This is a genomic window from Micromonospora pallida (assembly GCF_900090325.1).
GTDB classification, from domain to species: Bacteria; Actinomycetota; Actinomycetes; order Mycobacteriales; family Micromonosporaceae; genus Micromonospora; species Micromonospora pallida.
On sequence record NZ_FMHW01000002.1, the window covers coordinates 5,737,626 to 5,749,586 of the forward strand.

The 11,961-nt window shown below is 70.3% G+C and carries 14 protein-coding genes and 3 tRNA genes; 11 read left to right on the top strand and 6 right to left on the bottom strand.

Features of this window, described 5'->3' with window-relative positions; genetic code table 11:
- Window positions 1-23: 23 nt before the first annotated feature.
- The 7 genes from GA0074692_RS23975 to GA0074692_RS24005 all read left to right on the top strand — a co-directional run bounded on the left by GA0074692_RS23975 (window position 24) and on the right by GA0074692_RS24005 (window position 3,661).
- On the top strand, window positions 24-827 hold the full coding sequence (locus GA0074692_RS23975; protein ID WP_091647784.1) for a polysaccharide deacetylase family protein: 804 nt from the start codon (window positions 24-26) through the stop codon (window positions 825-827).
- 142 nt (window positions 828-969) lie between these two features.
- Window positions 970-1,042 (top strand) — tRNA-Glu (locus GA0074692_RS23980).
- A 32-nt stretch (window positions 1,043-1,074) separates the two neighbouring features.
- Window positions 1,075-1,151: transfer RNA gene (locus GA0074692_RS23985), tRNA-Asp, on the top strand.
- Between the two features lie 62 nt (window positions 1,152-1,213).
- A tRNA-Phe gene (locus GA0074692_RS23990) sits at window positions 1,214-1,287 on the top strand.
- A 131-nt stretch (window positions 1,288-1,418) separates the two neighbouring features.
- Window positions 1,419-1,958: an NUDIX hydrolase gene (locus tag GA0074692_RS23995; protein ID WP_091647786.1), complete on the top strand. Its 540-nt coding sequence runs from the start codon at window positions 1,419-1,421 to the stop codon at window positions 1,956-1,958.
- Window positions 1,959-2,138: 180 nt separating this feature from the next.
- Window positions 2,139-3,059 carry an RNA-guided endonuclease TnpB family protein gene (locus tag GA0074692_RS24000; protein ID WP_281199135.1) on the top strand — a complete coding sequence of 307 codons (921 nt, stop codon included), beginning with the start codon at window positions 2,139-2,141 and terminating at the stop codon, window positions 3,057-3,059.
- Window positions 3,060-3,370: 311 nt separating this feature from the next.
- Window positions 3,371-3,661, top strand: coding sequence for a hypothetical protein (locus GA0074692_RS24005; RefSeq protein ID WP_091647791.1), 291 nt, complete (start codon window positions 3,371-3,373; stop codon window positions 3,659-3,661).
- 171 nt (window positions 3,662-3,832) lie between these two features.
- On the opposite strand, the gene GA0074692_RS24010 is transcribed toward GA0074692_RS24005, so the two are convergent.
- Together GA0074692_RS24010 and GA0074692_RS24015 are read right to left on the bottom strand one after the other, a co-directional pair.
- The gene (locus tag GA0074692_RS24010; RefSeq protein ID WP_091647793.1) at window positions 3,833-4,159 is read right to left on the bottom strand and encodes a hypothetical protein; all 327 of its coding nucleotides are present in this window, start codon (window positions 4,157-4,159) and stop codon (window positions 3,833-3,835) included.
- 33 nt (window positions 4,160-4,192) lie between these two features.
- Window positions 4,193-4,948 (bottom strand): FadR/GntR family transcriptional regulator, encoded by a 756-nt coding sequence (locus GA0074692_RS24015; RefSeq protein ID WP_091647795.1) that lies wholly within the window; start codon window positions 4,946-4,948, stop codon window positions 4,193-4,195.
- Window positions 4,949-5,349: 401 nt separating this feature from the next.
- Between GA0074692_RS24015 and GA0074692_RS24020 the strand changes: the two genes are divergently transcribed.
- Window positions 5,350-6,879 carry an alpha/beta hydrolase-fold protein gene (locus tag GA0074692_RS24020; RefSeq protein ID WP_176738560.1) on the top strand — a complete coding sequence of 510 codons (1,530 nt, stop codon included), beginning with the start codon at window positions 5,350-5,352 and terminating at the stop codon, window positions 6,877-6,879.
- Between the two features lie 158 nt (window positions 6,880-7,037).
- On the opposite strand, the gene GA0074692_RS24025 is transcribed toward GA0074692_RS24020, so the two are convergent.
- Window positions 7,038-7,364 carry a hypothetical protein gene (locus tag GA0074692_RS24025; protein WP_091647799.1) on the bottom strand — a complete coding sequence of 109 codons (327 nt, stop codon included), beginning with the start codon at window positions 7,362-7,364 and terminating at the stop codon, window positions 7,038-7,040.
- A 48-nt stretch (window positions 7,365-7,412) separates the two neighbouring features.
- Window positions 7,413-7,733, bottom strand: a complete 321-nt coding sequence (locus GA0074692_RS24030; protein ID WP_091654005.1) for a DMT family transporter — start codon at window positions 7,731-7,733, stop codon at window positions 7,413-7,415.
- 328 nt (window positions 7,734-8,061) lie between these two features.
- On the opposite strand from GA0074692_RS24030, the gene GA0074692_RS24035 reads away from it, so the two are divergent.
- On the top strand, window positions 8,062-8,580 hold the full coding sequence (locus tag GA0074692_RS24035) for an SRPBCC family protein (protein WP_091647801.1): 519 nt from the start codon (window positions 8,062-8,064) through the stop codon (window positions 8,578-8,580).
- 148 nt (window positions 8,581-8,728) lie between these two features.
- Here the strand turns inward: GA0074692_RS24035 and GA0074692_RS24040 are convergent, their stop codons facing one another.
- Entirely contained in the window at window positions 8,729-9,433 is a 705-nt protein-coding gene (locus GA0074692_RS24040; protein ID WP_091647803.1) for a DUF2786 domain-containing protein, read from the bottom strand.
- Window positions 9,434-9,612: 179 nt separating this feature from the next.
- Here GA0074692_RS24040 and GA0074692_RS24045 point away from each other — a divergent pair, with 179 nt between their 5' ends.
- Window positions 9,613-10,023 carry a hypothetical protein gene (locus GA0074692_RS24045; RefSeq protein WP_091647805.1) on the top strand — a complete coding sequence of 137 codons (411 nt, stop codon included), beginning with the start codon at window positions 9,613-9,615 and terminating at the stop codon, window positions 10,021-10,023.
- On the opposite strand, the gene GA0074692_RS24050 is transcribed toward GA0074692_RS24045, so the two are convergent.
- Window positions 10,017-10,421 (bottom strand): hypothetical protein, encoded by a 405-nt coding sequence (locus GA0074692_RS24050; protein WP_091647807.1) that lies wholly within the window; start codon window positions 10,419-10,421, stop codon window positions 10,017-10,019. The genes GA0074692_RS24045 and GA0074692_RS24050 overlap by 7 nt on opposite strands.
- Window positions 10,422-10,606: 185 nt before the next feature.
- On the opposite strand from GA0074692_RS24050, the gene GA0074692_RS24055 reads away from it, so the two are divergent.
- Complete coding sequence (locus GA0074692_RS24055) at window positions 10,607-11,947, top strand: ABC transporter substrate-binding protein (RefSeq protein ID WP_091647809.1); 1,341 nt, start codon at window positions 10,607-10,609, stop codon at window positions 11,945-11,947.
- The last annotated feature ends 14 nt before the right edge of the window (window positions 11,948-11,961 follow it).

Consider the following 11,961-nt stretch of genomic DNA (forward strand, 5'->3'; position numbering starts at 1 on the left):
CACCCCTCCCGGGAGCGACGACGATGACGCCACGTGCCCTGGCCGCGGCCGGTGCCGCCCTGCTGCTCCTCCTCGCCGGCTGCGGCGAGCAGACCGGGGTCCACTCCGTCGGTCCGGCCGCTCCGGTCTTCTCCCAGCCCGCCGAGACACCACCGGCCGGCGACCCGACGCCGTCCGGCGTGCCGAGCCCCTCGCCGTCCACGCCGAAGGCCAGTCCGAAGCCGACCCGCACCGCGCTGCCGACGGGGTTGCGCCGGAGCACCGGCACCCGAGGGGTCGCGCTCACCTTCGACGACGGCCCGGACCCGGTCTGGACGCCGAAGGTGCTGGACCAGTTGCGCCGGCACCGGGTCACCGCCACCTTCTGCGTGGTGGGCACCCAGGTCCGGCAGCACCCCGGTCTGGTGGCCAGGATCGTGCGCGAGGGACACCAGCTCTGCAACCACAGTTGGCGGCACGACGTGGACCTGGGCAGCCGATCCCGATCCGCGATCCGCGCCGACCTGGACCGCACCACCCGGGCGATCCGGGCGGCGGCGCCCGGCGCGAAGGTCCCCTTCTACCGCCAGCCGGGCGGCCGGTGGACACCCGAGGTGGTGGCGGTGGCCCGGGACCTCGGCATGACCCCGCTGCACTGGACCGTCGACCCGAGGGACTGGGCGAAGCCGACAGCCGCGACGATCACCGCGCGGGTACGGAGCGGACTCCGTCCCGGCTCGGTGGTGCTACTGCACGACGGGGGCGGGAACCGGGCCGCCACGGTGGCCGCCTGCCCGGCGATGATCGCCGACATCAAGCGGCGGTACGGCGTGACCAGGCTGCGTTGACCCCCGCTGACCTGCGGTTCCAGGCGACGGGGATACCGATTTTGTCGACCACTGGCTCATGACATATGCTTTGCAGGCCTCCGGCGGGGCCGGATGGGAGCAAGTCCGCTAAGAGTTGCGAGTGTGCAATGATGGCGGGGCCGCCCTCATCGTCTAGCGGCCCAGGACGCCGCCCTTTCAAGGCGGTAGCACGGGTTCGAATCCCGTTGGGGGCACGATCCGGCTCAGCCGGAGGCAGTACGAGCAAGGTCCTGTGGAGCAGTTGGAGTGCTCGCCGCCCTGTCAAGGCGGAGGTCGCGGGTTCAAGTCCCGTCAGGACCGCCAACGCCGACGCCGCGTCTCACCGCGCGGCGTTCTGCGTCGGGGGAGTAAACTCACCCGGGTACGGCCAGGTAGCTCAGTTGGTACGAGCGTCCGACTGAAAATCGGAAGGTCGGCGGTTCGACCCCGCCCCTGGCCACATAGCCTTTCGCCGGGCTACAGCAACGCCGATCAGCGGAAACGCCGGTCGGCGTTTTGCTTTGCGCCCCAAAGTGGCCGGCTGTCTGGTCTGCCCCTTGTTGACCCCGGAATCCCGCTTATGCTCCGCCGATGGCTATCTCTCCCTACCTCCGGGGTCTACGTACGAAGGTCGGGCAACAGCTGTTGATGCTGCCCTCGGTCAGTGGCGTGGTATTCGACGAAGACGAAATCCTCCTCGTGCAACGCGCCGACAACGGGTGCTGGTCACTGCCAGCAGGAGCGGTCGAGCCAGGCGAGCAACCCGCAGTCGCCGTCATCCGTGAGGTCCAGGAAGAGACCGGGGTACAAGTCGTCGTCCAGAGCATCGCGGGCGTCGCGCTCTACCCTCGCACCTACCCCAACGGCGATATCTGCCAGTACATGAACGTCTGGTTCCGCTGCCGTCCGGTCGCTGGCCGAGCCCGGGTCAACGACGACGAGGGTCTGGCCGTCCGGTGGTTTCCTGTCCGGGCGCTGCCAGAGACGGAACCGACCGCCAAGCTCCGGATCGAAACTACCCTCGCCAACCCTGAGGGCGCCTGGTTCGCTCGCCCTGGTGAGCAGCACGAGGCGCTGACAATGTCCGGCAGTGGATGGCCCAGCCAGACGATCGCTAGTGCCTCGCCTTGAACGTTGATCGTGTAATCGGCCGGCTCCGGAAAGTGTCGTACCGGTGGTGTTGGCTGTGTCCTATGCCTCGTCGTCGGGATCCTGGTGCGCTGCGGGTGGTGCATCGCACTGCCCGTGTCGGGTTGCGGGTGACGTCGGGGCAGCGGCGGCGGTGTTTCGGGTTGCTGCGTTCGCACCCTGCTGTGTGAGGGTGGCCGCCTGTTCCTCGACGTGACCGCCGAAGTCCCGATCACGGTCTACCCGCCTGGTGAGGGGCCGGACCCCGGCCGGGTGGCCGGCATCGACGTGGGCATCATCCATCCGTTCGCGGTGGCTGGTCCTGGTGGGGAGGCGTTGTTGGTGTCGGGGCGGGCGATCCGCGCCGAGCACCGCATGCACCTCGCCGACACCAAAGCCCGCCAACGTGCCGTCGCCCGCCGAGCACCGAAACCCGGCCAGCGCGGATCACGCCGATGGCGGAAGTACCGGGCTCGGGTCCGGCGGGTGGAGGGGCGGCATCGGCGGCGGGTGCGGCAGGCCCAACACGAGGCCGCCCGCACCGTCATCACCTGGGCCGTCAACCAGCGGGCCGGGGTACTCAAGGTCGGCGACCCGCGCGGCGTCCTCGACCTCCAGGCCGGGCGAAGGCACAACCTGCGGCTACGGCAATGGCAGATCGGCCGCCTCCTACAGATCCTCACCGACAAGGCCACCCTCGCGGGTATCACCGTGCACCTGGTGGACGAGCGCGGCACGTCCTCGACCTGCCCCGCCTGCCGCAAGCGGGTGCCGAAGCCGCGTGGGCGGACGCTGTCGTGCCCGCATTGCCAGTTCTCCGGTCACCGTGACGTGGTCGCGGCGGCCAGCATCGCCACCCGCACACCGGGCGGCGGACCCACCACCCCCAGCAGCACGCGCATTGTGTTGCCGGGGGTGGTCACGCACCGTCGAGTCGGCCGGCACCTACCCGGCGTTGGTCGGTCCCGACGTGACCCCCGCCGCCCACCCGGCAGCGCGAGAGTCAGAATGGCCCGCTGTGGCCCGCCCCACCAATCGGTGGGGAGTCGCTCGCCCAACCAGCGAGGATCCACAACAACCCACCGGAAACCCGGTGAACGTTAGTGGACACAGCACTAGCCACACTGGTCCCATTCCCGGATAGGTGCCGAGAAACTGCGCTTGGCCGTGCCGTCGGGTGCGCCGATCAAACCGCATACGTTCCGGGCGGTCCGGCCGCGCCGGTGCGCCACCTTCAGGGCCCGAGAGAGAACCCGGTGGCTGCGGCTACTCGGCGGCCGGGACCAGCCAGTCGCGGTTCCAGTGCCGTGATCTACGTCGACGGCTATCAGTACGCACCGTCGCCGAGATCGCCGTCCGGTCCGGGGTCTCGATAGGCTGAGGCCCATCCTGCAGTCGATCGCGCTGGAGACGACATGTGGTGGTCGGGCGCCGGCATCCTGGCAGTCATCTTGCCTGCTGTCACGGTCGCCGTGGGATACCAGCTCGGCGGCTACCCCGGCGTACCCGTCGGCTTCCTCGTGGCCGGCATCGCGACGTGGTTCGTCGGGCGGCGGATGAACCGCACCGACGACCCAAAGACCTACCACAATGAACACAGCTTGTACTCGATCCCCATGCAGTACTGGGCGTTCCTCTGGGCTTTCTTTGCGCTGACGCAGACCGTTCTAGGACTCCTCGGGAAGGCGGGCTGGCAGCAGGAGTGACGGCCGTAGCAACCTAGGAAGATACGCTCGGACCATGGCCACCCGCGGCCCGCTTTGATCACCTGAGCTTCCACGATCTGCGGCACACCGGGCAGATCCTCGCCGCGCAGACCGGGGCGACCCTGGCTGCACGGCTGCCCCGGCACATCACCATGCGGAGCTAGGCGATGGTCAGTGCCGGACCCGGACGGACCATCCCAACGCAGTCATGGCGAGAAGTAGTGCCACGGCGAACAGGGCACGTCCGACCGCGACGGGCACGGGGAGGAGAAACGGTGCCTGCTGGATGAGCCCACTCGCACCGATCAGGGCGAGCGTGCCACCGTAGCGGACGGGCTGGGGTCGCTGGCGCGTCGTCAAGCGCGCACCCCGCACCCAGGCCACCGGAAACCGTCGCGTCACCGCGACACGCACGCCGAGTGTGACCATGACAAGGCCGAGAACCACGGTGCCGAGGCTCAGGGCGATCGACACCGGATCCGGGCCATCCACGCTCATGCGGCCATCATGCAAGCAATGTCAAGGCGGAGTTTATGTGCCGGTACCAGGCGTCGTGTCGGCGGCTGACGGGGTGGTGCTGATCGCGTCGCGTACCTCTTCGACCAGCTCACGCATCGCGGTCTCGGCGCCCCGGGCGTCGCCGGCCGCAACGCAGTTCGCGACCTGGTCGTGCAGGTCGAGCGCCACCGGCCGGGGACATTTCGGCATCAGGCCGTGCTCGGTCCGTCCGGCGAGCACCTCGGCGATCACGCCGGTCAGCGCGGTGAACATCTCGTTGAGGCACGCCTGCAACAGCAGCGAGTGGAACTCGACATCGACAGCCAGGAACGCGTCGAGTTCGCCCGCCTCGCCGAGTTGTCGCATCCGCGTGGCGAGCGTGCGCAGCCGCTCGCGCTCGTCTGCGGTGGCGTGCCGGGCGGCGCCCGCAGTGGCGAGTGGCTCGACGGCCACCCGCAGGTCGGTGAGGGTACGTAGCTGGTCGGCGCGGCCGGGGCCGTCGAGACGCCAGCGGATGACCCGTGGGTCGAGCACCCGCCAGCGGTGCATCGGCTGCACCACTAGGCCGACGCGGCGGCGGGAGGCGACCAGGTTCAGCGATTCGAGGACGCGCATCGCCTCCCGCATCACGGTCCGCGAGACGCCGAAGCGCTGTTGCAGCTGCTCCAGGGTGAGTGCCGTACCGGGAGCGTGCTGCCCGCCGGTGATCTCCAGCCCGAGGGCGTCGAGCACAGCGCCGTGCAGCACGGGCGCCGCGGCCCGCGCCGCGTCGCGACTCGCCTCGGCCATCAAGGGATCCCCGATCACTTTGTCCTGTTGAGAGGTTAGCGGGCACCCGCCGCGTCCCGGTCGGCGACCGGCTCCAGCATCCCCAAAGGTGTGACCAATCTATTTACAAAGATATCACCTTTGTGTGACGATCACGTCAACCACCAGGTGGACGACGCGCGACGACCCGACACGGCCGCGCACCGTGACGAGTCCGACGGCGACGGCCGCCCATCCCCACACCGGACGATGTGGACCGGCTCACGCACGGCCGGGGGCGAACCGTCACCTCGCCACGTCCACCGCCGGTCACCGGAGCGGCCTCCTCCGAACGCTTCGTCGACCAGCCGATGAAGGGAAAGCACATGCCCCTTACACACCCCCGAACAGCGCCGATACGCCGGCTCCGCCAAGGACTGACCGTGTCGCTCGCTACCGGTCTGACAGTCGCCGCCAGTGCCGTCACCGCACCCGCCGCGACCGCGGCACCGGCCCCGGATCTCGGACCGAAGGTCGTCCACACCAACCAGGCGCCGACCGGCCACTCGGTCACCTTCAGGTACCAGGCACCCGCCGGCGTCGAGTCGGTCCAGATCTACGGCGAGTGGTGGTTCTCGAAGGCGGACAGCGTCACCTGCCAGGGTTGCGGTGACGCCCGGCCCGGCGGTCAGTGGCAGCCGGGTGACATCCTGGCCGACCCATGGCGCGCACTGCCGATGGAGAAGGGAGCGGACGGCGTGTGGACGTTCACCACGCCGCTGCCCTCCGGCACCTTCCGGTACGCGTTCGCGCACGACTGCGCCAGCCCCACCGCCAGCGGCTGCACCCTGCACCCCGACCCGGTCAACCCGCTCGAGGTGCTGCCCCACGCCGAGGCCACCGGCGCGCGGCTCAGCCGCGTCTACGTCCCGAACAGCAGGCGTTTCCCCACCTACGACAACGACTACCAGGCGCCGGTCGCCGGCAACCGGGCGGGCAAGCTGGAGCAGCGGTGGTACGACTCCCCGCTGTCCACCAGTCCAGTGGGCAAGCACGACATCGTCGTCTACCTCCCGCACGGTTACGACCCGAACCGCTCCACCCCGTACCCGACCCTGTACCTCAGCCATGGCGGGGGCGGAAACGCCACCGACTGGACCGTGGAGGGCGTGGCCCACCAGATCCTGGAGAACGCCGTCCGGGACGGCGCGGCACAGTCGATGGTCATCGTCTCCACCGACTTCAACGGCCTGCCGAACGGCAATCAGGGCTACGTCGACGAACTGCGGGACAACGTCATCCCCTTCGTCGAGCAGAACTACCACGTCTCCACTCGCGCCGCCGACCGCGCCTTCGGTGGGTTGTCCGCGGGCGGCGCCCGCGCCGTCACGCTCCTCTACGACAACACCGACCTGGTCGGCTACCACGCCGCCTGGGGCGCGGCCGGCGGCTCGGTGACGCCGACGCAGGAGCAGATCGACCGGATGAAGGCCGTGACCGGTGGCATCCACGTCGGCACCGGACTCCAGGACTGGCTGATCGACATCGCCCCGAACTCGCTCGCTCGGACCGAGAACTGGCGGGCCGCCGGCATCGACGTCACCGAGCACAACGTCGACGGTGTGCACGTCTGGGACATCTGGCGGCAGATGCTCAACGACTACCTCCGCACCGTGGCGTTCCGTACCACCACCACCAGCCTGGCGGTCGACACCACCCCGGCCGGCAACTCGCACCGCACCGGGGTCACCGCGACCGCCGAGGTGAACCCGGTGAGCACCAGCGACCGCGCGCCGTCCGGCAAGGTCGACTTCTACGCGGGCGACAGGTACCTCGGCTCCGCACCGGTCCGCGACGGGGTCGCCCAGTTCAAAGGCACGGTCAGCGGCGGCCTGGACCAGCCGGTGACCGCCCGCTACCAGGGCGACAGCCTGTACAACGCATCGGACAGCACGGCGGCGAACGCCAGCTGACCCGACGCCCGGACGCGGCCCGTGGTGGCACCCTCAACGGGTGCCCCCACGGGCCGCTGTCACCATATCCACCGTAATCACATCGGCGATGGTCGAGCAGATGTGGTCGCGACATCGCCCCATGTGGCACGGCTGTCCCGGCACATCACCACGCGTAACTAGTCCCGCCGCAGGAGGTACCACCCCAACGAAGCCCCCGCGAGCAACAGGGCCACCACTAGCAATGCGAATCCGACCGGGAAGGGCATAGGAACGAGGAACGGTGCTTGCTGAATCAGCAGGCTCGCACCGATCAGCGCCTGGCCGCCGCCGATGCGGACGGGCTGGGACCGTTGGCTCGCCGGTAGGCGCGCAACCCGGATCCAGGCTGCGGGGAACCGTCGTGACGCGGCCACGCGCGCCCCGAACACGACCATGGCAAGGCTGAGGGCCACGATCACGAGGCGGAAGGCGATCCAGAACGGGTCCGGGTCTGTCACGCTCATGTGGCCCATCGTCCAAAGTGGCGTCAAGTTGGCCGGCCCGCCCGACCCTCAGTGCGTGCCGCCGAGGTTGAGGATGACCACCCCGGCGATGACCAGGCCGACGCCGAGGATCTTGACGGGGCTGAGCGGCTCCCCGAGGAAGACGGCGCCGATGCCGACGATGGCGGCGGTACCGAGGCCGGACCACATGGCGTAGGCGACGCCGACCGGGATCTCCTTCACCGCCTGGGAGAGGAGGGCGAACGCCGCCACGTAGGCCACGACCAACGCGACGGTCGGCCCCAGCCGGGTGAATCCCTGGGTCGCCTTCAACAGGCTCGTCCCGATCACCTCGGCCGTGATCGCGCCCAGGAGAAACAGGTACGCCACCACCACTTCCCTTCCCAACGACGCAGCAGACGGTACCGGGCAGACGAGTACGGGGCAGACGTGCCCGGTCGCCGACGGGTGACCCGGCTGGCATCGCCCGGCGGGGCCGGCCGGGAGACACCCGTGGTGTTCCCATGCCGTCGAGGGGACAGCGGCAGTCCGGGGCGGTGGTTTACGTACTTGTGATCGACAAGCGTGGTCGCCTCGGCGACAGCGTAAGGGGGTGCTTTCTTGATGCTTTTTATCCGGGTTTCGGCAGGCCACCCGACACCTTTTCGGGCACGAGGGTCGCTGCACGTCGCGGCGGCAGCCGGTAGGGTCCGGGCCTATGGGGCAGGAGATCGCTGAGCCGGACGCCGTCCGTCAGGACGTCGACCGATTCTCCCTTCGCAGCACTCTTCTCGTCCCCGCCTCACCGGAGGAGGCGTTCACGGCCTTCACCGAGCTGGCCAACTGGTGGGTCGCCGAGTACACCTGGTCCGGGCCGGACTTCCTCACCGAGCTGGGCATCGAGCCCCGCGCCGGCGGCATGCTCTACGAGATCGGCCCGCACGGATTCCGGGCCGACTGGGGGCGCGTCATCACCTGGGATCCGCCCCGCCGGTTGCTCTTCGTCTGGCAGATCGGACCGGACCGGGTCCCCGTACCCGACCCCTCCCGGGCCAGTGAGGTCGAGGTGGTGCTCGAGGTGGACGGTCCGGGCCGCACCCGGGTCACCGTCGAGCACCGGAAGTTCGACCGGCACGGCACCGCCGCCGAGGGCTACCGGCAGGCGATGACCGAGGGGTGGCAGGACATGCTCACCCGCTACCTGCACTCCGTCCGGCGCCGCCCGCACTTGGCCTGACCGCCTGCACCTGGTCTGACCGGCCACGCCGGCCCACGCCGCACCGCGGACGGCCTGGCGTGAACGAACCGGTCAGCGCTGTCCGAGCGTGCGGCGGACCGACCCGGTCAACGCCGTCCGAGCGCGCGGCGGGCCGACCCGGTCAGCGTCATCCGAGTGCGCGGTGGGCCGGCCGGCCGACCGTCGGTGTGCCCAGATCGGCCCGGCGGCCGGCGTCCACCCCAGCGGAGTAACCGGTGCCGGCCAACCGCCGGGGCCCGGCGGTACGCAGCCGGGGGTACACCTCGGCGAGTCGCCGCTGCACCCGGTCCGACCGGTCGACGAGCACCAGGGCCACCGAGGGGCCGTCCGCCGCCGCGACCTCGACCGCCGCCGCCTCGGCCGCCCGCAGCCGCTCCCCGACCGACTGCGCGAACCCGGCCAGCCAGGACCGGCGGAAGGCGGCGGGGTGCGCGCCGGCCGGCACCGCCGTACCGGCCAGGCCGTGCGCGGCCTGCACCAGCAACGACGTGAAGAGCAGGTCGACCCGCTCCAGGTCACTGGCGAACCCGAAAAGGTGCATGGTGAAGCCGTTGCCCTCGCGCCGCCGTACGCAGCGGCACCGCAGCGGGTCCGCGACCGCCGCGAGCAACCCGGCCTTGTCCCGGGCGTACGGGGCGACGACGTCCACCACCCGGTCACCCACCGGGTCGGTGGCCGGATCGCGGGCGGCAAGCAATGCCCGGTCCACGCCGTAGCGGGCGATCAACTCGGTCGCCTTGGCGGTCAGGGCGGCCGACTCGGCGGGGGTGCAGGCCGGGTCCTCCGCCTTGGCGAGCAGTTTGCGCACCTTGCTGAGCATGGCGTCGGACATGTCACCACAGCTATCACACCGGCCGGCGGCGACCCGCCTCCCACCAGCCACCACACCGAACGGTGGCGGACCCACTTCCTGGCGGCCGGCGGGGCAGCGGTCCAGCACATTGATCAGTAGCATCGTCACGGTTCGCGCAGGATCGACCGCCCCCGGTCAGTCCATGGTTGGAGAAGCCCATGTCATCCCCGGTCGCTCCCCTACTGGCCGCCGCGACGACGGTCGCGCTGCTGGCCGTCGCCGCACCCGCCCAGGCCGCCCCCGCCGCCAACCTCGGCAGCCAGGCAACTTGCTACGGCACCACGAGCCGGTCCTACTTCCAGACCGGCGGCTGGGGCGGTCAGGCCGGCCCCTACCGGACCAGCACCCGCTGCGTCGACATCAACGTCCGGAACGCCAGCGCCTTCGGCACCCAGGCCTGCGTGATCTTCATCGACCGGACCAGCAACTGCAACTACTGGACGTACCTACCGGCCAACTCCGGTTGGACGACGGTCGCGACCAACGTCAAGGACGGGGTCAACTTCAAGGTCCGCTTCTCGAACAGCAAGTATGAGTACGAACCGCTGATCGCGTACCACGCCTACTGACCGGCGGGCGGGTGCTTCGGGCCGTAGAGGGTGGCCACCGCCGAACCGGCCAGGGTGAGCAGGCAGTCGGGGAGCAGCCCGTCGGCGATCGCGGCGCCGAAGAGCGCCTCGCCGGTCTCCGGGTCGCGGTTGGCGTACGCGCTGAGGAAACGGGCCACCCAGCGGGTGTCGTAGTTGGCCTGGTCGATGCCGGGAAAGTCGAGGGCGGCCATACCGGCGGGCACGTCGTCCCCGACCATCGTGGCGGCGAGGCACCAGGCCACCCCGTACACCCCGGCCACACCGGACCGGTCGACCACGGCATCGAAGGTTCCCACCACGGCGTCACCGTCTCCGGCAAGGGCGGAGCGCAGGACGGCTGCCGCGTCGTCATGCGTCTGCTGGGGCAAGTCGGTCACGCGGCGAACAGTACGGGACTGCGTCAAGTGATCACCACGCAGTGCCGACGGGTCGACCACCCTCCGTGTCGTACCTGACAGAGCAGTACAACGGTCCGGCCTCAACGGTCCGGCCTGACAGTCCCGCCGATCGGGAACGCACGCTAATGTGCGCAGCGGACCTTCGCCTGAGGGGAACGACGATGATGCGCGTATCACGCGGCTCGCGAGTCGCCACGCTGGCGGCCTGCGTGACGCTCCTGCTCTCCGCCGCCGCGTGTGGCACGGAGCAGCCCGAGGAGGCCGGCGACGAGAGCCAGCAGGTACGGCTCTACGGCAACGACGGCAACATGCTCAACACGTTCCCGAACGAGTTGAAGGACCGTGCCGACCTCGTCAACGGGATGAAGGGCACCACCCCGATGACCCCGCTGCCGGAGGACTTCAAGACACGGCTCCGCGCGGTCAACCCGGACCTGCGGGACTTCCTCTACGCCGCCGAGGCGTACGACGCGGTGATGATCAGCGCGCTCGCCACCCAGCTCGCCGGCACCACCGACCCCGCTGCCATCGCCAAGCAGGTCATCGGCGTGACCAACGAGGGCCAGCGCTGCGACGACGCGGTCAACTGCCTGAAGCTCGCCCGGGCCGGGCAGGACATCGAGTACCGCGGTGTCTCGTTGACCCGGGCCGGCTTCACCGACGCCGGTGAGCCGGCCACCGCCAGCTACGCCACCGTGCACTTCGACGACGAGAAGCTCAACGACGCCAAGACCGAGTTCGTCGGTGCGGGTGACGACTCCCAGGCGAGCACCACGGCCCCACCGAAGGGACGCAAGCCGCGCGGCGACACCGGCGCGCCGCTGACCCTGGGTGGCCTGCTGCCGCGGACCGGGCCGGCCTCCGGGGCCTACCCGCCGCAGGCCACCGGGGCCGCCCTGGCGGTACGGGAGATCAACGCCGCCGGCGGCGTGCTCGACGAGCCGGTGGTTTGGATCGACGGGGACGACGGCACCAACCCCGACGTCGCCCGGGCCACCCTGGCCGCCCACGTCAAGAAGAACGTGCAGGTCATCATCGGCGCGGGTACCTCCGGCGTCTCCAAGGCGATCCTGCCGGACGTGGTGGCCGCCGGGCTGGTGATGTTCTCCCCGGCGAACACCGACGCCAGCCTGACCACGATCGAGGACAAGGGCCTCTACTTCCGCACCGCCCCGCCGGACAGCCTCCAGGGCCAGGCGCTCGCCGACGTGATCATGCGTGACGGGCCGCGTAAGGTCGCCCTGATCGCCCGAAAGGACTCCTACGGCGAGGGCCTCCAGGGCTACGTCCGCACCGAGCTGGAGCGGGCCGGTCTCGGGGGCGACAAGGTCAAGCTCCTCACCTACGACCCGCCGGCGGACTCCGACGCCCCGCCGGTCGACTTCACCGCCGGTGCCCGGGAGATCAAGGAGTTCGGCGCGGACGCCGTGCTGCTCATCGGCTACGCCGAGTCGGCCGCGGTGATCCTCGCGCTGCACGAGGCGGGCGTACGGATCCAGCAGTGACGCTGGGGGCGGGT